This window comes from Apilactobacillus sp. (assembly GCF_025290035.1).
Lineage (GTDB): Bacteria > Bacillota > Bacilli > Lactobacillales > Lactobacillaceae > Apilactobacillus.
Genome location: NZ_JAMBKT010000015.1, coordinates 1 through 22,665, shown reverse-complemented (window position 1 = coordinate 22,665; position 22,665 = coordinate 1). Strand labels below are relative to the sequence as shown.

Sequence of the window (22,665 nt, the reverse complement as noted above, 5' to 3'; positions counted from 1 at the left end):
GCACCAACTACTGACATGACTGAATTAAGAAAAGAAATCGGAATGGTGTTCCAACAACCTAATCCATTCCCATTCTCAGTTTATGATAATGTCGCTTACGGATTAAGAATTGCCGGCGTGAAAGACAAGAAAGTTTTAGACGAAATCGTGGAAACTAGTTTAAAACAAGCCGCAATTTGGGATGAAGTAAAAGATGACTTGAATAAGAACGCATTATCATTCTCTGGTGGTCAACAACAAAGAATTTGTATTGCTCGTGTGTTAGCTGTAAAACCTAAAATCATTCTAATGGATGAACCAACTTCGGCCCTAGATCCAATTTCTAGTGCTAAAATTGAAGATACTTTGTTAGAATTAAAGAAAGATTTTACAATCATCATTGTTACTCACAATATGCAACAAGCATCTAGAATTGCTGATAAAACAGCCTTTATGCTTAACGGAGATTTAATTGAATATGACAAGACTTCCAAGATGTTCTTAAATCCTGATAAGCAAGAAACTAGTGATTACTTGAATGGACAATTCGGATAGGAGACCTGATTATGAGCCAAACATTCAATGACAAACTTAAAGTGTTACAAAAGACTTACATGAAGATGGGAATTAACGTTTCTGATCAAATCTATCAGTCAATTAAAGCTTTTACTGAAAACGACCAAAAGCTTGCTAATGAAGTCGTTAAAAGTGATAGTAAGGTGAACGATGAAGAAGTTGACCTAGAAAAAGAAGCATTAAACTTGATTGCTTTGCGTCAACCAGTGGCATCTAACTTCCGTTCAATCATTACTTTGCTAAAAGCTAGTTCTGATTTGGAAAGAATTGGTGACCATGCGTCATCAATCGCCCGCGAAACATTACGTATCAACACCGATAACCGTATTCCAGAAGTTAATGATGCCATTAACCAAATGGGATTAAAGATTAGAGGAATGCTAGAATCATCACTAGACGCATACGTTCACAACGATCAAGAAGCTGCTAAGCTAGTCGCCCAAGAAGATATCTTAATTGATAAGAAGTTCGTTCTAGCTAAAAATCTAATCGTTGCTGAAATGGAAAAGAATAGTGATAAAATTGAGTTAGCAACTATTTATCTAATGGTTGTTCGTTACCTAGAAAGAATTGGGGATCATATTGTTAACTTATCAGAATGGATTGTATATAATTCAACTGGTAAGATTGTCGAATTAAACCCTGGTAAAATTGAACCAGAATTAATCGCCAAAGAACTAAAGAACAATCCAAAATAGGGAGGAACTCGGGGGATGCAAAGTCTTTTGCTAGTAACTAAACAATTAAAATTAGCTGCACAAGTTAGTCAATTAGCTTTGCAACATGAATACTTCGTCAACAGTATCAGCGATGATGAAGATATTGATGTAATCGTCAAAAAAGACAACGTCTTTGCGGTCATTATTGACTTGTCAGTTTTTGATGATTTTAATCGGGTTAAAGATTTAATTGCCCAAGTTACTAAATCCTTTGTAGGACCTGTCATAACCTTTGATCAAGAATATGATGCTGATGATGAAGAAGCTTGTTATAATTTAGGGGTTATGGATTACTTTAGTAACTATATTGATGCTAATCGCATTATTTTAAGAACTATGCATAAGATTAGTGCATTTGACGAACTAGCCGAAGAAACTGGTAATAATAAACGTAAAGAGCATTTTAAAGACTTTGTAATTAGTTTGAAGCATTTCCAAGTTAAATATAAGGGGGAAGTGCTAAATTTCACGCCTAAGGAGTTTAATATCTTTTATTATATGGTAAGACACCATGACCAAGTTCTAAGCAGAGAACAGATATTTAACGGTGTCTGGCGTGAAGATAGAGACGATGGGGATGCATTTATATCATCTCGAATCGTTGATATGCACGTCAGTCACGTTCGTGATAAGTTAAAAGAACTTCCTGATAATGACGTTGAGATCAAAACCGTTCGTGGTTTTGGATATGTATTAAAATAAAAAAATACCGTTAAAGAATTAATTCTTTAACGGTATTTTTTATTAGTTAAGGAATGCTGTAACAGCAGCAGCAGCCATAATTAAGATTAATCCGAAGATAGTAATGACCATTTCCTTCTTAGTCTTGTTTTGGTGTAGGAAGTAGATACTAGTTAGTGTAGCTAAGACAACTGATGTTTGTGATAGAACGAAACCAGTAGCTAAACCATTCATGTCAGATTGTGCTGAAATTAGGTAAGTTAATGCAGCAAATGCGAAGAAGAAACCTGAAATGATTTGTAGGTATGATGACTTAGTTGAGAAGACGTTGTTCTTCTTAACATTAATTAAGCAGTAAATAACGGCAACTAAGAACATTCCTAAAGCTTGTGGGAAGAATGCGTGCATACCATCTAAGTGAGCTGCTTGAGGAGCAGCTGAGTATGCCCAGTAACCAATTACTCCAATAATTAGAAGTACGATTGCTTTCTTCAAGTCGCTTGAACCTTGTGTATCTTTGTGTTCTTGCCAAGCAGTCATAGTTGCACCAATGATGATAACAATAAGTGCAATAAATCCAATGGTACGATGACCTTCAGTATGCCAGTTTCCTAATGCAAACACACCCCAAAGGGCAGTTACGATTAATTGTAAGGCAGTGGTAATTGGCATTACTCGTGATGATCCAATTAATTCAAATGATTTAAATGACATGATTTGGCCAAAAGCCCAACCTGCACCTGAAAGTAATGCGAGTACAAATTTCATTCCTGATGGAATTGAGTAGCCTGTAATTAATACAAAAATACCAGCGAAGATAAGTGTCCCTAAAGTGGAACCATAGATTTGGTTAGTTGGTTTACCTCCAAATAATGAAGCAATTGTAGGATATAGACCCCAACCAAGTAGTGGACCTAGCCCAACTAATAAAGCAACAGCGTTCAAAGCGTGTCCTCCTTTTCTATAACTATTATTTAATTATCAATTTACCACATGTTTTTAAAATGTAGTAGAAAATAATTCGTTTTCATCCAAACTTAACAAAAAATTAAGGTTTAAAACTCCCAAAGTAATATAACATATTTAGTAGGGACATTGTTTTAAAAAATGTAATGAAATCGTTTTCATTTTCTATAAAGTATGTTATATTAAATTCATAGAAAAGTAAAGCGCTTACATTTATATAAAGCATAAAAATTTTATAATAGAAAAAGGGGAATAAATAATGCCATTTGTTGTATTAGTATTAGGGATTTTATTACTATTATTCTTAATTATTAAATGTAAATTAAACACATTTATTTCATTAATTGTTACATCTGTTGTTGTTGCTTTAGGTTTAGGAATGAACCCAGCACATATCGCCATTTCGATTAAAAACGGAATCGGTAGTTCATTAGGTGAATTAGTTATCGTATTCGGTTTTGGAGCCATGATCGGTCGTTTAGTAGCCGATGCTGGTGGTTCATATCGAATTGCAAGAACTTTAATTAACCTATTCGGTAAGAGAAAGTTACAATTCGCAATTGTAGTTGCTTCATTCATTATTGGAATGTCACTATTCTTCGAAGTTGGACTTGTTCTATTAACACCAATCGTATTTGCTGTTGCACTAGAAGCTGACGTACCATTTGTTTACTTAGGAATTCCAATGGCTGCTGCTTTATCAGCAACCCAAGGTTTCTTACCTCCACAACCAGCTCCAACTGCTGTTGCAACTGCTCTAGGTGCTAACATTGGACAAACTCTTCTATTAGGAATTATCGTTGCAATCCCTTGTGTGATTGTAGCTGGCCCCATCTACACAAAGATTGCTAAGAAAATTGCTCCAGAAACATTCGTTATTAAGAAGTCACTACCAGCGTTCGGTGAAATGAAGAAGTATGATTTAAAAGACACTCCAAGTTTCGGAATTGCTGCATTTACTTCATTACTACCAGTTATTTTAATGGCTATCGCTACCGTATACGACATGGTATTTAACGGTGGTAAAGCTGTTGAAAATCCACATGGTATCGGTGCTGTTGTTGCTATGTTTGGTAACCCCGTTATCGCCATGATTGTTACTTTACTATTTGCTATTTGGTCAATGGGCTTCAACCGTGGTAAGAAGATGGAAGACATCACTAACACTGTTACAGAAGCTATTAAGTCAATTGCTATGCTACTAATGGTTATTGGTGGTGGATCAGCATTCAAACAAGTATTAATTGATGGTGGTGTTGGTAAAGCCGTTCAACAAGTAATGGTTCACGCTAACTTATCACCAATTATCTTAGCTTGGTTAATTGCAGTTATCCTACGTGTTTCACTAGGTTCAGCAACTGTTGCTGGTATGACTGCTGCCGGTCTAGTAACTCCTCTAATGCATTCACTAAGTGTTAGCCCAGTACTAATGGCGCTAGCTATTGGTGCCGGATCACTTGCTGCATCACACGTTAACGATGCTGGTTTCTGGATGTTTAAAGAATATTTTGACTTAAACGTAAAACAAACATTGAAGATTTGGACAGTCTTAGAAACTGTTATATCAGTAGTTGGATTACTAATGGTATTACTTCTAAGCCTATTCATTCACTAATAATTAATAAATAAAAAGCATTGAGATAAATCTCAATGCTTTTTATTTATTTCTATTTCTGAAAACAATGAATTTAGACCAGAAGAAGTTAAAAATTATTACAATAGCCTGACTAAAAATTTTTAGTAAGTCGAAGTTATTTACGCTAACAATCGATACACCAATTATTAAAATAATTTCCTCTAAAACTAATGATGAGAATCTTCCTAAGAAGAAAGAAATTATTTCTGAAATATAGTCTTTAACAGTTGTTGCTGTAGATTTAAATACCCATTTTCTGTTTGTTATATATGCGAATAAAACACTGGCAATCCAAGCGATAATAGTGTTCCAAATGATATCAACGTTGGGAAATAAATTATGAAATAAAAGTGCGACGACGATATCAATAACTGTGGTTAATATTCCCCAAAATAAGTATGCAATTACTTGTTTATATTTATTCCAAAGTTTTTTCATTATTCCTTCTCTTTCACAATATATTTTGGACGATGCTTAGTTTCTAAGTAAATCTTACCAATATAGTTACCGACAATTCCTAAACAGAATAATTGGATTCCATTGATCAATAAGATAATTGATACTAATGAAGGCCATCCAGACACCGAGTCACCGAAAAAGATTGCTCTTAAGATAACAAAAACCATACCGATAATTGAGAAGAAAAATGAGATTCCACCGACCCAAGTTGCAACTTTTAATGGGACGTCTGAGAAATCAACGATTCCTTCTAATGAGTATTCAAGAAGTTGGTATAGTGACCAATGTGATTCACCAGCAACTCTTTGGACCCCATCATATTCAATATATTTTGTTTTAAACCCAACCCAACTAAAAATTCCTTTAGTGAAACGGTTGTATTCGGTTAATTTCAAAACGTTATCAACATATTGACGTGTCATTAGACGATAATCTCTCACATTTTGTTTGATTTCAACGTCAGACATTTTATTGATTACCTTGTAAAAACTAGATGATAAGAAAGCACGTACGAAGTTTTGTTTTCTAGATTTTTGTACACAACCAACGACATCATAATCTTCTTCTTTTATGTACTTAATCATTTGTGGTAATAACGAAGGGGGGTCTTGTAAGTCGACATCCATAACAGCAACATAGTCACCGCCAACGTTATTTAAACCAGCAGACATGGCTGATTCTTTACCGAAGTTTCTGGAGAAAGAAACGAAGTGAACATTTTTATCAATTTCTCTTAATTTTTTAATTTCATTTAATGTATTATCAGATGATCCATCATTAATAAACCAATATTCATGATTGTAATCCATGTTATTAGCATGCATTTCGTTAAAAACTCGTTCAACTTCATCATAGAATATTTTAATAGATGGTTCTTCATTATAACAGGGTACAATTAAACCAATGGTTTGCATAATTGCAACCTCCTTTTTTTATCCGTAATTATATTTATTTTATCATAATACACCATAAAAAAAGGAATAGAAATAGTTTAAATTTCAATTAAGTTATCCTTTTGCATCGGAAATGATATATTATTTTGTTATAATTAAGGAAATAACATTTTAAATGGAGGCGTAATCTTGAACAACAGAATAAAAGTGATGACCATCTTTGGAACTCGTCCTGAAGCAATTAAGATGGCGCCTATCATATTAGAGATGAAAAAACGTTCAGATCAATTTGAACCAATTACTGTCCTAACTGGGCAACATAAAGAGATGTTAGACCAAGTAATGGATATTTTTAATATTCAATCGGATTACAATTTACATGTAATGAAGGCTGAACAAACTTTGAGTTCAATCACAACGACCGTAATTAGTAAATTGGATAGTGTTATTGAAGAAGCCAAGCCTGATATTATTTTAGTCCATGGTGATACAACTACGACTTTCGCGGCCGCAATTAGTGCGTTTTATCACCAAGTTCCATTAGGACATGTTGAGGCGGGACTTAGAACTTGGGATAAGTATTCTCCATATCCTGAAGAAATGAACCGTCAAATGACCGATATTTTATCAGACGTCTACTTTGCACCAACTGAATTAAGTAAAGAAAATTTACTAAAACAAAATCTTGACCAAGATAAAATTTATGTGACTGGAAACACTGCAATTGATGCCTTAAAACAAACTGTGGATACAGATTATCACCATGATGTTTTAGATGATATTTCCGACCAACACAAAATTATTTTGTTAACGATGCATCGTCGTGAAAACCAAGGTGAACCAATGCGACGTACATTTGAAGTTATCAAGGAGGAAGTCTTAAAACGTGATGATATTGAAGTAGTTTATCCCGTTCATTTAAGCCCATCAGTTCAAAATATCGCACATGATGTTTTTGATGGAATTGATCGAGTACATTTAATTGAGCCACTAGACGTAGTTGATTTCCATAATATGTCAGCTCGAAGTTACTTTATTATGACTGATTCTGGGGGAGTTCAAGAAGAAGCACCATCACTGGGTAAACCTGTGCTAGTACTGAGAGATACGACAGAACGTCCAGAGGGTGTTAATGCAGGTACATTAAAATTGGTTGGAACCAACCAAGATAATGTCCGCAAAGCATTTGATGAATTAATTGATGATGACCAACTTTACCAAAAGATGGCGACCGCGCAAAATCCATATGGGGATGGAACGGCATCAATTCAAATTTTAGATGCAATCAAAAATATCTTTACCAATAAAAAGTTAAGCGGTGATATTAATGAGTAGGGAACGAATCCAACGCATGAAACGTTTTTTATTAATCGTAAAGAGACACTACAAAGATTCCAACGTATCTGATGCAGCAGTAGTAATTGCTTTTTATTCATTATTATCACTATTTCCTGCAGCAATTATCTTTGGAAATTTATTGAAATTATTGCAAGTTAATCAATATGAAATATTAGATTACTTACAACCATTATTACCACCAACTATTTTTAAAACAGTTAGTCCGATTATTGTATCGGCACTTGATGGTGGAAATACTGGTAAATTATCAATAGGATTAATTTTAGCCATTTGGTCAGCCAGTCGAGCATTAGCTGCCTTTCAACGTTCAGTTAACTCATCGTATGGTATTCAAAATCAAAGTAACTTAATGAATAGAATTGTTTCATTTGTGTGGATGTTGCTATTGGTAATATCTTTAGCAATCTTTTTACTATTCTTTGGTTTTGGAAAAGTGATTATCAGTTATTCTGCATACCTGATGGGACTATCTAAGATAAACGTTAGCATCTTTATTCTTCTAAGATATCCATTAACTATTTTAGGTGTATTTGGATTAGTACTATTAATGTATTATTTCGTTCCAACAGTAACTACTAAATGGAGATATGTATGGATGGGATCACTAATTGTGACTATTGGGATGATTATCTTATCAAAGGGATTTTCCATTTATCTACATTACTTTGCCCGTAGTGTCGATGCATATAAGACATTAGGCACTTTCGTCATCTTAATGCTATGGCTGTATATAGTCGGAATGATGCTGTTGATTGGTGCTGTCATCAATGCTTCAGTACAGGATATGTCAAAATCTGAAATTAAAGATAGAAAGCCAACATTTAAATCTTTTATGCCTAAAAAAGACAAATAAAAAAATCGTTGATAAAATCAACGATTATTTTTTTAAGTCATTATATGCTTTAACTAAACCTGCAGAGAATTCGTCTAGTTTGGCAATGTCATCTTCATCAGGTTCAAGATTAATCTTAACGCCTTCGAAACCTTGAGTAGCATTCGTTTTCTTGAATTGGTTGATGAAATCATCAACGGCGGTGTTAAAGAATTCTTCATAGAAGATATCGCCAGAACCAGCGACTCCGAAAACTTTACCTGATAAATCAAGGTCAGCTAAATCCTCAAAAAAGTCTAAACCTTCTTCTGGAAGGTGACCTTCATTATAGGTATAAGCGCAAACGACACAGATATCAGCATCGGTTAAGTCTTGTGGATCTGTTTGAGAGATTTCAGTTTGAGTAACATCTAAACCTAAATCTTCAAGGCCTTCAGTAACGATATCAGCAACGTCTTCGTTGTTACCGGTAATAGTTGCAAAAACTACATGTGCTTTCAAATTATTTCGTCCTTTCACAATTTAATAACTAATTATAACAAATTGAAAAAAAGATGTTAACTAAAGGAGTGAATCCAATGGAATCTAAAATTACAATGATTGAAGCGCAAAAACGTAAAGGACGTTTCAATATATATATAGATGGTCAGTATGCTTTTCCAATTAGTGAAAACGTCATGATAAAGTATCGCATTTTTAAGGGGATGGAAGTCGATGATGAGCTTAGAAATGAACTAATTAATGCTGACTCGATTTCAAAACTATATACGAAAGCGATTAACTTCTTATCCCACCAATTAAGAACTGAAAACGAAGTGGTTGCCAAATTACGTGACTTCAGCGAAGATGAAGAACACATTGCTGCAGTGATGGCGAAATTAGTTGAATTAAACTTGGTCAATGATCAATCGTATGCAGATAGTTATGTGCGAACTGAAGTGAAGAAACAAGATAAGGGTCCCAAAAACGTTTTCTTTAAGCTTAAAGAAAAGAAGATTGATGAAAATATCATTAATAATGCATTGAATAATTTTTATTCATATGATGAAATGATAGAAAATTGTCGCGTTCAAGCAACCAAGATTTTTAATAAGCATAAACGCGATGCATTCAAAAATCGTTTAGATAAAACGAAGATTTCATTGATGCAAAAAGGTTATTTAATGGATGCAATCTTAGAAGTAATGGAAGAGTTGGACTTTCAACCAGACGAGGATGATCAGCTTGAGTTACTAAGACAACAAGGTGATAAAATCTGGCAACGTAACCGTAAATACAGCGGTTTAGAACGAATCATGAAGACTAAACAAGCGCTATATCGAAAGGGTTTTGATATGGACGATATTAGCAGCTTTATTGATCAAAAAAGTTTAGAGGAATAAATGGTATAATAGTCATTGGAGGTTACATATTATGTTTAATAAAATTAAAAATTCCTCATTAATCTTATGGACTATCGAAGTATTACTAGTTGTAAGTATTATATGGGTATGTACTAAATTAGAATTTATTTTTAGCCCAATCGGGATGTTCATATCGGCAGTGTTTATGCCAATTTTAATTGCTGGTGTTTTATTTTACATGTTGAACCCAGTTGTGAACCTACTTACAAAAGTTAAAATCACTAAAACAAAAAACATTTCTAGAAACTTTGCGATTACGATTGTTTATCTATTATTATTAGGAATTATCGTCTACGTTGTTTCATCTTTCTTACCACGTTTGTTTAATCAGGTAACCAATTTGATTAGCAACTTACCAGATATCGCTAAAGATATTACCAAGTATGCACAAGCACATTCACAAAAGGGAATCTTTAAGACCTTATATTCTTCTGGAATTATGGAAAAGGTGCAAAACTACGTTTATAACTACGTGCAAAATAGTTTAGGCGGGATTACACAAAGTGTTGGGGCAATTATTTCAACTGCCACTTCTGCTGTGGTTGTGATCGTAACCGTCCCAGTGGTCTTATTCTACATGTTAAAAGATGGCCACAAGATGATTCCAAATATCGCCAAAGTATTACCACGCCGTAGCCGTCGTAGAACTATCAAGCTATTAGAAAAGATGAGCGATACCATTTCCCATTATATTGGTGGTCAAATGATTGAATGTCTATTCGTTGGGGTCTTTACTTCAATTGGATACGTCGTAATCGGTCAAAACTATGCGTTGCTATTAGGGGTATTCGCTGGCGTATGTAATATCATTCCATACGTGGGTCCATATATTGGGATCATGCCATCCGTTTTTGTGGCATTATCTGATAGTGTTAGCAAATTAATTGCGGTTGTAATCGTAGTTTTGATTGTGCAACAATTAGATGGAAACCTTGTTTACCCAAATGTAATCGGAAAGTCTTTGAATATTCATCCGCTAACGATTATAATTATTTTATTAGCTGCAGGAAACATCGCTGGTTTAATGGGAATGATTTTAGCTATTCCACTATATGCGGTAGTTAAAGTTATCATTCAATACGTATACAGTATTTGGATGATTGAGCAGTCACAAAAAAACATACAAAATAAACAGTAATAAAACACAGGAGATTTTTTATGACTAAAGTAATAACATACGGAACTTTTGACCTTTTACACAAAGGTCATGTTAGACTCTTAAAAAGAGCACGTGAATTAGGTGATAGCCTAACAGTATGTGTTTCAACAGATGAATTTAATGCTGAAAAAGGCAAGAAAGCCTATACTTCATACGAAGATAGAAAGTTTGTTTTAGAAGCAATTAGATACGTTGATGAAGTAATTCCAGAAAATAACTGGGATCAAAAAATCAAAGACGTTGTTGATAACAACATCGATATCTTCGTTATGGGTGATGACTGGGAAGGTAAGTTTGATTTCCTAAAGGATTACTGTAAAGTAGTTTACCTACCTAGAACTGAAGGAATCTCAACTTCTAAGATTAAAAAAGACCTTGGTCTAACTGACGAAGATGACTGGAAAAAATAATTAGTAAAACATCCTCTGTTGATAGGGGATGTTTTTTAATTATCGTATTTAAGCAAAAAAGAATATGTTACAATAAAACAATAGATTATATTACGGAAGGATTCGAAAAATGGTCAATAAACAAATTAGTGAAGGCGTTGAAAAAAGACGTACCTTCGCCATTATTTCTCACCCGGATGCTGGTAAAACTACTATTACAGAACAATTACTATTGTTCGGGGGAATTGTGAGAGAAGCCGGTACTGTTAAAGCTAAGAAGTCTGGTAACTTTGCTAAGTCTGACTGGATGGAAATTGAAAAGAAACGTGGAATTTCTGTTACTAGTTCAGTGATGCAATTCGATTATGCTGGTAAAAGAATTAATATCTTGGATACCCCAGGGCACCAAGATTTCTCTGAAGATACTTATAGAACACTAATGGCAGTTGATTCAGCTGTCATGGTTATCGATGCCGCAAAAGGGATTGAACCACAAACTAAGAAATTATTCCAAATTTGTAAGATGCGTGGAATTCCAATCTTCACATTTATGAACAAGTTGGATCGTGATAGTCGTGACCCAATGGAATTAATTAGTCAATTGGAAGAAGTGCTTGGAATCGAAGGATATCCAATGAACTGGCCAATTGGTTCAGGTAAAATCTTACGAGGACTATACGACCGTTACAACAAACGTGTTGAATTATACCGTCCAGAAGATGAAAACAATCCATACTTACCACTTGATGAAGATGGTAATCTATTAGATGGTGCCGGTTTAGCAAGTGACAGTGTCTACCAAGATGCTAAAGAAAGCATGGACTTAATTACCGAAGCCGGTAATCCATTTGACGAAGAAAAGATTAGAAACGGTGAACAAACACCAGTCTTCTTTGGTTCAGCCCTAGTTAACTTTGGGGTGAAGACTTTCTTAGATGCATACTTAAACTTCGCACCTAAGCCAGGTGAACACGAAACTGAAAATGACGTTGAAGTAGCACCAGAAGATGATCAATTTACTGGTTTCATTTTCAAGATTCAAGCTAATATGAACCCTAAGCATCGTGATCGAATTGCGTTTGTGAGAGTTTGTTCAGGGATGTTTGAAAGAGGGATGGACGTTACCCTTGAAAGAAATCAAAAGAAATTACGTTTATCTAACGTGACTGAATTTATGGCTAATACCCGTGAAAACGTACAAAACGCCGTTGCCGGAGATATTATTGGATTATACGATACAGGTAATTTCCAAATTGGTGATACAATCTACTCAGACAAACGGGATGTTAAGTTCACTAAGTTACCACAATTTACACCAGAACTATTTATGAAGGTTTCTGCTAAAAACGTGATGAAACAAAAATCATTCCATAAAGGAATCCAACAACTAGTTCAAGAAGGTGCCGTACAACTATATACATCATACGCAACAGGTGATTATATCTTAGGTGCCGTTGGTCAACTTCAATTTGAAGTTTTTCAATTCAGAATGCAAAACGAATATAACTCTGAAGTCGTTATGGAACCAATGGGTAGCAAGACTGCACGTTGGATTGATCCAGAACAATTAGATGAAAAGATGTCCTCATCAAGAAACATCTTGGTGAAAGATGGTCATGGTGATCCATTATTCTTATTCGAAAATTCATTTGCTGAACGTTGGTTCGCAGATAAGTACCCAGATGTTAAATTAACAGCTAAACTATAAAATAAAAAGGATTAGATATGATTATCTAATCCTTTTTTAGTATATATTTTTCTTCAACGTAATGTAAGTTATTGATTTCTAACCAATATTTATTTGGTGCAACTTGAATTGACTGAGATAGTTGAACGGTATCTCCCGTATGAAGGAAGTAGAGACAATTTCCACCCGGGTAATTGTATACCGGAACACTGATGTTGGATTGAATGGTAGCACTTTGGTTTAAATTGTTGATTACCCAAGAATCTGTGTTAGTTAGTTTCTTGGCGAATGGATATTTCATTTGGTTGAAGTTACGATCGATAATCCATTGGTTTGGTCCGATGTTTAACCAAACTCCTTTATCGGTGGTAACTTGGTAGAAGACTTTCCAAATACTACCTTTAGGCAAAATCACTGGTAATTTATCACCAGTGGTATCAGTATATGCGGGTGTATATTCGCGTAATTTAACGTAGAAGTTACTTCTGATAACGTTTTTCCAGTCATCACGACGGTAATATAACACTAAGTGTTGAATAGTATCGGTAAAACGACCGCTTTGATTACCAGAGTATGTAACTTGGTTAAATCCATCTAATTGGGGCAAATTAATGTTAAATGCTTCGTCATAACTACCAACGGCGATTTGTGGTAAACGAATCATAGCATATGTATCGTAGTTAATGAAGAAAATATTTAATGGTTTTCCATTTAGTTTATGGTAATGAATGACAACATGATTATCGGTTGTTTGCATAAATGTTGAGATTCCATCAATTTTAAATAATACGTAGTTTTTAAAGTCAGGGATGATTAAATTCACATCATCACCAACATGACCATGTAAGACACTAAAGTCGGCTAGTGGATGACCATCTACATCAACATAGTAGACGGTCATTTTCGCTTCGGGAGAATCAGTATGAATTTCATTATCAATAGTAGGGTTGTCTTCATAAAATAAATCATTAGATTGGAAATCATCAACAGCAAATTGATTTTGATCGATATCTTTTTCTTTTTGATTTTGTTTATTGAACAATTTAAACATGTCTTTAATAAAATTGAACATCCTGATTCCTCCTTTCATATATTAACTATCTTAACATAATTCGAATTTAAAATATAAAAAAACCGCTAAGAATATAAGAATCTTAGCGGTTTTTGATTACGATTGTGCGTTAACGTAAATATTTTTATCTTCATTAACATCAATTAATAGTTGTCGATTAGTTGGATTATTTAAGTAATAATCAGCAACTTTATCTTCAATTTGTTCTTGGATAACACGACGAAGAGGACGAGCTCCCATTGCAGGATTGTAGCCTAATTCAACTAACTTATCTTTGGCAGCGGCTGAAACGTCAATCTTGAATCCTTGAGAAGCCAACATAGTATTAACGTTGTTAATCATTAGATCAAGAATTTGTTTTAGGTTAGCTTTGGATAGTTGGTTGAATTCAATGATATCGTCGAAACGATTCAAGAATTCAGGTTTGAAGTAGTTACCTAATTTATCCATGACAGAATGGGTCTTGTTGTTTGATTCAGCACCAAATCCAACACTTGCTGTGGAATCACCAGTTCCAGCATTACTTGTCATAATAATTACAGTATCTTTAAATGAAACTGTGCGACCTTTAGAATCAGTCAATCTACCATCATCTAAGATTTGTAAAAAGGCATGTAATACATCTGGGTGTGCTTTTTCAACTTCATCGAATAAAAGTAAACTGTATGGATTGCGACGAACTTGTTCAGTTAGTTGACCAGCTTCATCATATCCAACATAGCCAGGAGGGGAACCAATTAGTTTTGAGATTGAATGTGGTTCACGATATTCAGACATATCGAATCGAATCATGGCATCCTTAGAACCGAATAATTGTTGCGCTAATTGTTTGGCTAATTCAGTCTTACCAATTCCGGTAGTTCCTACAAATAAGAATGAACCGATTGGACGACCAGTTCCGTTGAAACCAATACGATTTCTCTTGATAGCTTTGGCCACTTTTTCAATCGCTTCATTTTGACCAATGACACTACCAGCTAGGGTACGATCTAAGTCCTTTAGGTTATCTTGTTCTTGTTGTTCTAATTGACCAACTGGAATGTTGGTAATTGATTCAATGATTTGTTGAATGTTTTTAGTAGTAATCGTTGGGACATCCACAGTTTCGATGTTAGCCAATTTATGGTTAAGTCTTTCAATCTTATCACGATAGAAGGCGGCTTTTTCATAATCTTCCTTGGATAAAGCATCTTGCTTTTCTTTTTGACAAGCGCTAATTGTATTTTTGATTTCCTCTGGGGAAGTCACATCTGATTTGATGTTTAGTTTAGAACCAGCTTCATCAATTAAATCAATCGCTTTATCAGGTAGGAAACGGTCTTGGATGTATCGGTTTGATAAAGTGACAGCTGACTTAATGGCGTCATCACTGTACTTCACACGATGATATTTTTCATAGCGTTCCTTAATTCCGTTTACAATATCGATAGCAGCTTCCACGCTTGGTTCTTTGACCGAAACAGTTTGGAAACGACGAGCTAAAGCAGAGTCTTTTTCAATATTTCTGTATTCATTCAAAGTAGTAGCACCAACTAATTGGAAACTACCTCTAGATAGGGCTGGTTTTAAAACGTTTCCGGCATCCATACCACCGTCAGCATTACCAGCACCCATAATTTCATGAATTTCATCAATGAATAAAATGATGTTTTGGTCTGCTTGAACTTCATCAATTAATTCTTGCATGCGTTGTTCGAATTGACCACGCATTGATGTTCCTTGCACAATTGAAACGACGTCTAATCGAATTACACGTTTATTTTTCAACTTATCTGGGACATCGCCGTTGGCAATTTTAAGAGCTAATCCTTCAACGACAGCGGTCTTACCAACACCAGCTTCCCCAATTAAAACGGGGTTGTTCTTGGTACGACGGTTTAGAATTTCGATTACTCGATCAATTTCTTTATCACGCCCGATTACGGGGTCGATTTTGTTTTGACGAGCTAAATCTGTTAAATCATATCCGTATTTTGCTAACACAGAGTTTTGATTTTGATTATTTTGTTTATTGGTAGCACGATTGCGAAGGTTATCTTGGTTACTTTGATTCATTGCGTTGAATAAATCATCTAAATTTCCAAATCCAAATGGATCTTGCATCATATCAACACCTCCATTGTTACGATATTGATCGGATTGTTTGCTTAATTGACGGTAACAGTCCTGACAAATATCGATATGTCTTTTCTCGTTATTAACATTAACGAGTAAATGAATGGTTGCCTCATTTTGATGGCAGTTTTCACACTTCATATGACTGCTCCTTTCTGAAAACAACTAAATGGTTTTGACCTTTATTGACCATTTGTAAAAATCATTATAACGCATAAAAATGTTTCTGCAAGAGATTTGCTTTTTTATAATAAAATATTCATTTTATATGTTTAAATTAGTCCTAATCGTATATAATATATATTGAAAGAGGGAATATTATTATCGCAGATAAGAACTATACTGAGTTATTAAATGACCTAAAAGATAACAAAATAGAAGAATTAGTAATTACACCAGAGGAGTTTGCTGAATTTCAAGTTGCATATATGAACTTCGAAACCAGAAAACGTATTACCGGTAGGGCAGAACAAAACGGTAAAGTTATCTATACCTACCTTTCTGATGAAAAGACTAATGGTTAAAAATGTTGTATTTTATCATATTAATTGATATTCTAAAATTAGTATAAGAAAAAAGGAGATCTTCGAAATGGAAAAACGTCAATTTAAAGTTATTTCTGAAACAGGAATTCATGCACGTCCAGCTACACTACTAGTACAAACTGCTACTAAGTTCAAATCAGAATTGAAATTAGAATACTTAGGCAACACTGTTGATTTAAAATCAATCATGGGTGTAATGTCACTAGGTGTTGGTCAAAATGCTGAAGTAACTGTAATTGCTGAAGGCCCAGACGAAAAAGATGCAATCGAAGCTGTTGCAAAATCATTTAACGATGAAGGATTAACTGAATAATCATCAACAAGTTAATTTTGTTAAATAATGAGTCAGAATTATTTTATGTTTAGTTGTCATAATGGTTCATTTTTCACTATTGATCCCATATGAATACAACTAGAACGTAATTATATTCTGGCTTTTTTTATTATCATTATGCTTGGCAAAATTTGCAAAGCCAGCAACAAACCAATATAATTACAAATAACTATGAAGAAAATTAGGAGGTGTAAATTTGAATATTGGAATCTTTACGGATACTTACTTTCCACAGGTTAGTGGAGTCGCAACTTCAATTAAGACATTAAAAGACCAATTAGAAAATGATGGACATCAAGTGTACATCTTTACCACAACTGATCCGCATGTTGATAAATCAGCGTGTGAAAAGAATATTTTTAGATTTTCCAGCATTCCATTCATCTCTTTTACCGATCGTAGAATTGCAGTTAGAGGTATGATTCAAGCGTACCAAATTGCTAAAAAATTAAACTTAGATATTATTCATACTCAAACAGAATTTTCAATGGGAATTATCGGTAAGGTGGTTGCCAAATTTTTAAGAATTCCATGTGTTCATACATACCATACAATGTATGAAGATTATTTACATTATGTTGCTAAGGGAAAAATCTTGAGACCAATTCATGTTAAGGACGCTACTTTGGCTTTTTGTCATAACATGTCTGGAGTGGTCGCACCAAGTACTAAGGTTTTAGATACATTAGTTAGATATGGTGTGAAGAGTCCCATTCGAATTATTCCAACTGGAATTAACATTGGAAAATTTAATACCGACAGTGATTTTGATTTAAGAACTAATTTAGGCGTTAGCGCAGATGCAAAAATTCTGTTATCAGTGAGTCGATTGGCATACGAAAAGAACATCAAGGAATTGATCAATTCAATGCCAGCGATTTTAACAGGTCAACCTAACACCCACTTAGTGATTGTCGGTGACGGTCCTGCTAAGGATGACTTAAAGCAACAAACTAATGATATGAAGTTAAATGACAATGTGCATTTCGTTGGAGAAATTAATAATGATGAAGTTTATAAATACTATCATTCAGCTGATATCTTTGTATCAACTTCTAATTCGGAATCACAAGGTTTAACATACATTGAAGCAATGGCTGCTGGAGTGAAAGTAGTTGTATCATCCAGCCCATATACTGAAGAACTATTAAGTAATAAGTCGCTAGGGATGACGTTTGGTACTCTAGAGGGATATATTGAAAAAGTTTTAGAGTACTTAAACGCGACTCAACAAAGTGATACTCAACAAGACATAGAATTAAGAACCAAGAAATTACACGAAATTTCATCAGAAAATTTCGCTAATAGAATTGTGGATTTTTATAGATGTGCCCAACTAGATTACAACAAAGAAATCAGAGATGATGACGAAGTAAGTGAGTAGGAGGATTTATGATAAAAATAGATATGTTTTCAACCGCGGATAAGGTGAAAGGACAAGGAGTAGGGAGTGCTTATTTAGAGCTCGTTAAGATGCTAAAGAAACATTTCCCGGATGACTTTGATATTGTCATAAATGATCTGAAGTCAGCTGAAATTACTCATTACCACACCATTAACTTGAGATATTATTTCTCAACTTTCTTAAAGAAGCGTGGAAGAAGAATTGGATATGTACATTTCTTACCGGAAACATTAGAAGGTAGCTTAGATTTACCAAAACCAATTAAATGGATTTTTTACAAATACGTCATTGCTTTTTATAAGCGAATGGAGCATATTGTAGTGGTAAACCCCACCTTTATTCCCAAGTTAGAAGCTTATGGAATTAAAAAAGAAAAAATCACATATATTCCAAACTTCGTTAGTAAAAAGGAATTTTATCCTTTAACAGATGAAGAAAAAGTGCAAGCTAGAAACGAATTAGGAATCGCTCAAGATAAATTTGTCGTTGTAGGGACCGGTCAAGTCCAAACCAGAAAAGGGATTTTAGATTTCGCTAAGTTGGCACAAGACAACCCTAACGTCGAATTCATTTGGGCTGGTGGTTTTTCTTTTGGGAAAATCACTGATGGATACAAAAACTTGAAGTTATTAGTGGACAATCCACCTAAAAATCTTCAATTCCCCGGAATCGTGGATCGCGATAAATTAGTTAAGTACTATAATGTTGCTGATTTATTCTTGCTACCATCTTTCAATGAACTATTTCCAATGTCTGTCCTAGAATCATTCTCTTGTGGGACACCTGTAATGCTAAGAAGCTTGGATTTATATAAAGAAATTATTAGTGGGTATTATGAACCGTTCAGTACTTATGATGAAATGAATGCTAGTTTACATCGATTGATTGATAATCCAGCAGAATTAGCTGAACTATCTAAGAAATCATTGGCGGCTTCTGACTATTATTCAGAAGAACATCTCGCTTCAATTTGGTATGAGTTTTATCAAAAACAAGCAAAAGAGGGTTAGTAATGTCAAAAAGAAATATAATAACATTTATTACGATGTTTTTAGTGGGCATTTTGATCTTTTGGTACTTTATAAGAGATATCAACATTAATGTTTTAGTTGCCGATTTTTTTACCATTAACTGGTGGTGGATAGTTGCAGCCCTTGGTTGCATGTTCCTATATTTAGGGTTAGAAGCTGTGGTTACTAAGACGATTGTTGATACGCAGGTAGATAATTTTACCTTTCGAGATGCGATTAGAGTTCCACTTGTAGAACAACTTTTTAACGGGATAACACCGTTCTCATCAGGAGGACAACCAGGCCAACTATATGTAATGGTTCAAACTGGTGTGGATGCAGGAAAAGCGAGCTCAACGTTGTTAATGAAATTTGTTGTTTTTCAAACAATGATTGTAATTAACTTTATTTTGAGCTTAATTGTCGGCTTCCAATATGTGGAAGAGAAGCTCCATTACTTAGCTTGGCTAGTGTTGTTTGGATTTTTTATCCATCTATTCGTAATAATTGCCTTGTTATTAGTGATGTATTGGTATACATTTACTAAGAGTTTAGTAAATAATATTATTAAACCAGTTAGATGGTTTATAAAAGATGATAAGTTCAATTCGTTTAAAGCGATGCTGGATAACAAAATTGATACTTTTCATATGGAAAGTATTCGAATCGCTAAGCAATGGAAGTTGATGTTGAAAATCATCATCATTACATTTTTCCAATTAGCGTTTTACTACTTAATTCCATACTTTATTATATTGGCACTTGGATTTGATCAAGTTAATATCATTATGATTGTAAGTTTACATGTCTTGATATTCATGATTATTTCATTATTCCCCATACCTGGTGGGGCAGGTGGAGCTGAATACAGTTTCGAAGCGTTATTCAAAAGCTTCATCACTAACAATACGAAGTTAATTCTAGCGTTAATTATTTGGCGCTTGATAACTTATTACTTAGGGATGATTTTGGGTGTAATTGCTTTTTGCATTCGACCTAAGAAAATTGAAAAGTAAAATAAAAACATTTATTCATATTTTGGAGGCATAGATAATGTCTAGTCATATTAAAAATACTAGAAAGTTTTTTAATACAAAGTTTGGTTTCTTTGTATTAATTGTTGCTTTATTCTGGTTGAAAACATATATTTCATACCGTATTGATTTTACATTGGGAGCAAAAGGTGGATTACAACAATTCCTATTAGTAGTTAATCCAATTCCGGCTGCACTATTAATTTTTGGGATTGCTTTATACTTTAGAGGAAAGATTGCATACTGGTTAATGTTAATCATTGACTTAATTGAATCTATTTGGATTTTTGCAAACGTTCTATACTACAGAGAATTTTCTGATTTCCTATCATTTGGAATTATTAAAGGATCAGGAACAGTTCAAAATAACCTGGGTAAGAGTTTAGCTGAAATTCTACATCCACTTGATTTCTTTGTATTTGCTGATATCATCATTTTGATTTTATTATTACTATTCAAAGTAATTAAGGTTGATCACACACCATTCAAAAAGAAGAACGCATTGGCAATTACTGTATTGTCATTTGTATTGATGTTTGCTGAATTCGGAATTTCCAACGCAGATAGATCTGGTTTATTAACTAGAACATTCGATAACAACTATATCGTTAAGTATTTGGGATTAAACGAATATGCTGCATTTAATGCATACCAAACCCATAAAGAAAGCCAAACTAGAGCAAAGGCGAAAGCCTCTGATTTAGATGATGTCTTCTCATTCTTGAAGAAGAATCGTAGTAAAGCTAATATTGAATACTATGGAAAAGCCAAAGGAAAGAATGTTTTCATTATTCATTTGGAAAGTTTCCAACAATTTTTAATTGATTATAAGGTTGATGGTAAGGAAGTAACTCCTAACTTAAACAAGTTCTACCATAACCAAAACACAATCTCATTTGATAACTTCTATCACCAAGTAGCACAAGGTAAGACTTCTGATGCTGAAATGATGCTAGAAAACTCACTATTTGGATTACCAGAAGGGTCAGCAATGGTTACTTATGGTACTCAAAACACTTACCAAGCTGCACCTGCTATTTTGGCACAAAGAGGATATAGTACAGCTGCATTCCATGGGGATGTGCCAAGTTTCTGGAATAGAGATAATGCATACAAGTCATGGGGATACCAATACTTCTTCGACTCAAACTATTACACCGAAAAACCATCATACAGTGTTGGTTATGGTTTGAAAGATAAGATATTCTTTAAGGATGCTGCTCAATACATCCAACAATTACCACAACCATTCTATGCAAAACTAATTACATTAACTAACCACTACCCATACGAATTGGATAAACAAAACGTTTCATTCCCAGCAACTAAGACTGGTGATAACACTGTTGATCCATACGTACAAACTGCTCATTACTTAGATCAAGCATTTGGTGAATTCTTAAATTACCTAACTAAGACTGGGCTAATTAAGAACAGTATGATTGTGCTTTATGGTGATCACTACGGTATTTCAAATAACCATCGCCCAGCAATTGCACAATTGCTACACAAACAAACCATTACTAGTTATGATTTAGCACAATTCCAAAAGGTTCCATTCATGATCCACATGCAAGGACTAAAGGGTGGAATTAATCATACTTATGGTGGAGAAATTGACGTATTACCAACTCTTCTACACTTATTAGGCGTAAAGGACGATAATACTGTTCAATTTGGTAACGACTTGTTATCAAAGAAACGTAATCAAATAGTTGCATTTAGAAACGGTGACTTTGTATCTCCAAAATACACTGTTGTTAGTGGAACTGTATACAATACCAAGACAGGTGCTGTAATTACACCAAACGCAAAACAACAAGCACAAATTAAGAAGATGCAAAACCACGTTACTACAGAACTATCATTATCTGATAAAGTAGTGCTAGGTGACTTATTGAGATTCTACACACCAAAAGGATTTACTAAAGTTAATAAGAAGGAATACAGTTACAAATATGCAGACGGTATGAAACTTCTAAAAGAAATGGACAAGAAGAAAAAGACTGACTTGTTAAACAAGTTGCATAAGAAAGATACTTTAGATCTTTATAAAACTGATGCTCCTGAACTAAAATAAAAAAAGGATGACGAAGGTCATCCTTTTTTTATTTTGCATTGACGATGATAATTAATTTTGATAAGATATATATTGCTGTTTAAGTGAAAAGAATTTTTCCAAAAAACAAATAAAAAAACATGTTGACTTTGAGTCTATAAGATGGCATAATATTTATTGTTGTTAATCAGCTGCAACCGTTGTTGTTGCAAAGGTTATGACGAAAAAATAATTTAAAAAGTTATTGACAGTGTGTTGATAATTTGATATTATTAAAAAGTTGTCAATTGAGACAACGCATAACAAATTGGTAGATCTTTGAAAACTGAACAAGATTGATAATCGATGATGTG

The 22,665-nt window shown here is 34.0% G+C and carries 21 protein-coding genes; 15 read left to right on the top strand and 6 right to left on the bottom strand.

All coding sequences use genetic code 11. From position 1 onward, the window contains the following. The 3 genes from M3005_RS04645 to M3005_RS04635 all read left to right on the top strand — a co-directional run. Positions 1-534 (top strand): phosphate ABC transporter ATP-binding protein (locus M3005_RS04645; protein WP_293794126.1); only part of this gene is annotated, 534 nt, incomplete at its 5' end. A gap of 11 nt (positions 535-545) precedes the next feature. Then, the gene (phoU, locus tag M3005_RS04640) at positions 546-1,253 is read left to right on the top strand and encodes a phosphate signaling complex protein PhoU (protein ID WP_053950289.1); all 708 of its coding nucleotides are present in this window, start codon (positions 546-548) and stop codon (positions 1,251-1,253) included. Positions 1,254-1,268: 15 nt separating this feature from the next. Next, on the top strand, positions 1,269-1,976 hold the full coding sequence (locus M3005_RS04635; RefSeq protein ID WP_293794124.1) for a response regulator transcription factor: 708 nt from the start codon (positions 1,269-1,271) through the stop codon (positions 1,974-1,976). Positions 1,977-2,018: 42 nt separating this feature from the next. On the opposite strand, the gene rbsU is transcribed toward M3005_RS04635, so the two are convergent. Next, positions 2,019-2,900 carry a ribose/proton symporter RbsU gene (gene rbsU / locus M3005_RS04630; protein WP_293794122.1) on the bottom strand — a complete coding sequence of 294 codons (882 nt, stop codon included), beginning with the start codon at positions 2,898-2,900 and terminating at the stop codon, positions 2,019-2,021. Positions 2,901-3,180: 280 nt separating this feature from the next. Between rbsU and M3005_RS04625 the strand changes: the two genes are divergently transcribed. Beyond that, positions 3,181-4,536 carry a gluconate:H+ symporter gene (locus M3005_RS04625; protein WP_293794120.1) on the top strand — a complete coding sequence of 452 codons (1,356 nt, stop codon included), beginning with the start codon at positions 3,181-3,183 and terminating at the stop codon, positions 4,534-4,536. Between the two features lie 42 nt (positions 4,537-4,578). Here the strand turns inward: M3005_RS04625 and M3005_RS04620 are convergent, their stop codons facing one another. Together M3005_RS04620 and M3005_RS04615 are read right to left on the bottom strand one after the other, a co-directional pair. Then, positions 4,579-4,995 (bottom strand): GtrA family protein, encoded by a 417-nt coding sequence (locus M3005_RS04620; RefSeq protein ID WP_293794118.1) that lies wholly within the window; start codon positions 4,993-4,995, stop codon positions 4,579-4,581. Next, the gene (locus M3005_RS04615; protein ID WP_293794117.1) at positions 4,995-5,930 is read right to left on the bottom strand and encodes a glycosyltransferase family 2 protein; all 936 of its coding nucleotides are present in this window, start codon (positions 5,928-5,930) and stop codon (positions 4,995-4,997) included. Before M3005_RS04615 ends, M3005_RS04620 begins: the two co-directional genes overlap by 1 nt. A 189-nt stretch (positions 5,931-6,119) precedes the next feature. On the opposite strand from M3005_RS04615, the gene wecB reads away from it, so the two are divergent. After that, positions 6,120-7,244 (top strand): non-hydrolyzing UDP-N-acetylglucosamine 2-epimerase, encoded by a 1,125-nt coding sequence (gene wecB / locus M3005_RS04610; RefSeq protein WP_293794127.1) that lies wholly within the window; start codon positions 6,120-6,122, stop codon positions 7,242-7,244. Then, a complete protein-coding gene (locus M3005_RS04605) occupies positions 7,237-8,121 on the top strand; it encodes a YihY/virulence factor BrkB family protein (protein WP_293794116.1) in 885 nt (294 codons plus the stop codon). The genes wecB and M3005_RS04605 overlap by 8 nt, the downstream gene beginning before the upstream one ends. Before the next feature lie 24 nt (positions 8,122-8,145). Here the strand turns inward: M3005_RS04605 and M3005_RS04600 are convergent, their stop codons facing one another. Beyond that, the gene (locus M3005_RS04600; RefSeq protein ID WP_293794114.1) at positions 8,146-8,601 is read right to left on the bottom strand and encodes a flavodoxin; all 456 of its coding nucleotides are present in this window, start codon (positions 8,599-8,601) and stop codon (positions 8,146-8,148) included. A gap of 77 nt (positions 8,602-8,678) precedes the next feature. Here M3005_RS04600 and recX point away from each other — a divergent pair, with 77 nt between their 5' ends. From recX to M3005_RS04580, 4 genes are all read left to right on the top strand, one after another. Further along, positions 8,679-9,482, top strand: a complete 804-nt coding sequence (gene recX / locus M3005_RS04595; RefSeq protein WP_293794113.1) for a recombination regulator RecX — start codon at positions 8,679-8,681, stop codon at positions 9,480-9,482. Between the two features lie 31 nt (positions 9,483-9,513). Beyond that, positions 9,514-10,641, top strand: a complete 1,128-nt coding sequence (locus tag M3005_RS04590) for an AI-2E family transporter (RefSeq protein WP_293794111.1) — start codon at positions 9,514-9,516, stop codon at positions 10,639-10,641. Between the two features lie 20 nt (positions 10,642-10,661). Beyond that, positions 10,662-11,072 carry a glycerol-3-phosphate cytidylyltransferase gene (gene tagD, locus M3005_RS04585; RefSeq protein WP_053950279.1) on the top strand — a complete coding sequence of 137 codons (411 nt, stop codon included), beginning with the start codon at positions 10,662-10,664 and terminating at the stop codon, positions 11,070-11,072. Positions 11,073-11,181: 109 nt separating this feature from the next. After that, positions 11,182-12,759 (top strand): peptide chain release factor 3, encoded by a 1,578-nt coding sequence (locus M3005_RS04580; RefSeq protein WP_293794107.1) that lies wholly within the window; start codon positions 11,182-11,184, stop codon positions 12,757-12,759. Positions 12,760-12,784: 25 nt separating this feature from the next. Here the strand turns inward: M3005_RS04580 and M3005_RS04575 are convergent, their stop codons facing one another. After that, positions 12,785-13,810 (bottom strand): MucBP domain-containing protein, encoded by a 1,026-nt coding sequence (locus M3005_RS04575; protein WP_293794105.1) that lies wholly within the window; start codon positions 13,808-13,810, stop codon positions 12,785-12,787. Positions 13,811-13,906: 96 nt separating this feature from the next. Next, entirely contained in the window at positions 13,907-16,066 is a 2,160-nt protein-coding gene (locus M3005_RS04570; protein ID WP_293794103.1) for an ATP-dependent Clp protease ATP-binding subunit, read from the bottom strand. A gap of 450 nt (positions 16,067-16,516) precedes the next feature. Here M3005_RS04570 and M3005_RS04565 point away from each other — a divergent pair, with 450 nt between their 5' ends. The 5 genes from M3005_RS04565 (at position 16,517) to M3005_RS04545 (ending at position 22,333) form a co-directional block, all read left to right on the top strand. Continuing rightward, complete coding sequence (locus M3005_RS04565) at positions 16,517-16,783, top strand: phosphocarrier protein HPr (RefSeq protein ID WP_293794101.1); 267 nt, start codon at positions 16,517-16,519, stop codon at positions 16,781-16,783. Positions 16,784-17,000: 217 nt separating this feature from the next. Continuing rightward, the gene (locus M3005_RS04560) at positions 17,001-18,188 is read left to right on the top strand and encodes a glycosyltransferase family 4 protein (protein WP_293794100.1); all 1,188 of its coding nucleotides are present in this window, start codon (positions 17,001-17,003) and stop codon (positions 18,186-18,188) included. Positions 18,189-18,196: 8 nt separating this feature from the next. Further along, positions 18,197-19,219 (top strand): glycosyltransferase family 4 protein, encoded by a 1,023-nt coding sequence (locus M3005_RS04555; protein WP_293794098.1) that lies wholly within the window; start codon positions 18,197-18,199, stop codon positions 19,217-19,219. Between the two features lie 2 nt (positions 19,220-19,221). After that, positions 19,222-20,235 (top strand): lysylphosphatidylglycerol synthase transmembrane domain-containing protein, encoded by a 1,014-nt coding sequence (locus M3005_RS04550; RefSeq protein WP_293794097.1) that lies wholly within the window; start codon positions 19,222-19,224, stop codon positions 20,233-20,235. 37 nt (positions 20,236-20,272) lie between these two features. Continuing rightward, the gene (locus M3005_RS04545) at positions 20,273-22,333 is read left to right on the top strand and encodes an LTA synthase family protein (protein WP_293794094.1); all 2,061 of its coding nucleotides are present in this window, start codon (positions 20,273-20,275) and stop codon (positions 22,331-22,333) included. The last annotated feature ends 332 nt before the right edge of the window (positions 22,334-22,665 follow it).

What these genes read in the sequence shown, in the direction of transcription:
- wecB (WP_293794127.1), top strand. Translation starts at nt 6,120, where the DNA reads ATGACCATCTTTGGAACTCGTCCTGAAGCAATTAAGATGGCGCCTATC.
- M3005_RS04545 (WP_293794094.1), top strand. Translation starts at nt 20,273, where the DNA reads ATGTCTAGTCATATTAAAAATACTAGAAAGTTTTTTAATACAAAGTTT.
- M3005_RS04620 (WP_293794118.1), bottom strand. Translation starts at nt 4,995, where the DNA reads ATGAAAAAACTTTGGAATAAATATAAACAAGTAATTGCATACTTATTT.
- M3005_RS04575 (WP_293794105.1), bottom strand. Translation starts at nt 13,810, where the DNA reads ATGTTCAATTTTATTAAAGACATGTTTAAATTGTTCAATAAACAAAAT.
- tagD (WP_053950279.1), top strand. Translation starts at nt 10,662, where the DNA reads ATGACTAAAGTAATAACATACGGAACTTTTGACCTTTTACACAAAGGT.
- M3005_RS04550 (WP_293794097.1), top strand. Translation starts at nt 19,222, where the DNA reads ATGTCAAAAAGAAATATAATAACATTTATTACGATGTTTTTAGTGGGC.
- M3005_RS04565 (WP_293794101.1), top strand. Translation starts at nt 16,517, where the DNA reads ATGGAAAAACGTCAATTTAAAGTTATTTCTGAAACAGGAATTCATGCA.
- M3005_RS04635 (WP_293794124.1), top strand. Translation starts at nt 1,269, where the DNA reads ATGCAAAGTCTTTTGCTAGTAACTAAACAATTAAAATTAGCTGCACAA.
- M3005_RS04625 (WP_293794120.1), top strand. Translation starts at nt 3,181, where the DNA reads ATGCCATTTGTTGTATTAGTATTAGGGATTTTATTACTATTATTCTTA.
- M3005_RS04590 (WP_293794111.1), top strand. Translation starts at nt 9,514, where the DNA reads ATGTTTAATAAAATTAAAAATTCCTCATTAATCTTATGGACTATCGAA.
- M3005_RS04570 (WP_293794103.1), bottom strand. Translation starts at nt 16,066, where the DNA reads ATGAAGTGTGAAAACTGCCATCAAAATGAGGCAACCATTCATTTACTC.
- M3005_RS04580 (WP_293794107.1), top strand. Translation starts at nt 11,182, where the DNA reads ATGGTCAATAAACAAATTAGTGAAGGCGTTGAAAAAAGACGTACCTTC.
- recX (WP_293794113.1), top strand. Translation starts at nt 8,679, where the DNA reads ATGGAATCTAAAATTACAATGATTGAAGCGCAAAAACGTAAAGGACGT.
- M3005_RS04605 (WP_293794116.1), top strand. Translation starts at nt 7,237, where the DNA reads ATGAGTAGGGAACGAATCCAACGCATGAAACGTTTTTTATTAATCGTA.
- M3005_RS04615 (WP_293794117.1), bottom strand. Translation starts at nt 5,930, where the DNA reads ATGCAAACCATTGGTTTAATTGTACCCTGTTATAATGAAGAACCATCT.
- M3005_RS04555 (WP_293794098.1), top strand. Translation starts at nt 18,197, where the DNA reads ATGATAAAAATAGATATGTTTTCAACCGCGGATAAGGTGAAAGGACAA.
- phoU (WP_053950289.1), top strand. Translation starts at nt 546, where the DNA reads ATGAGCCAAACATTCAATGACAAACTTAAAGTGTTACAAAAGACTTAC.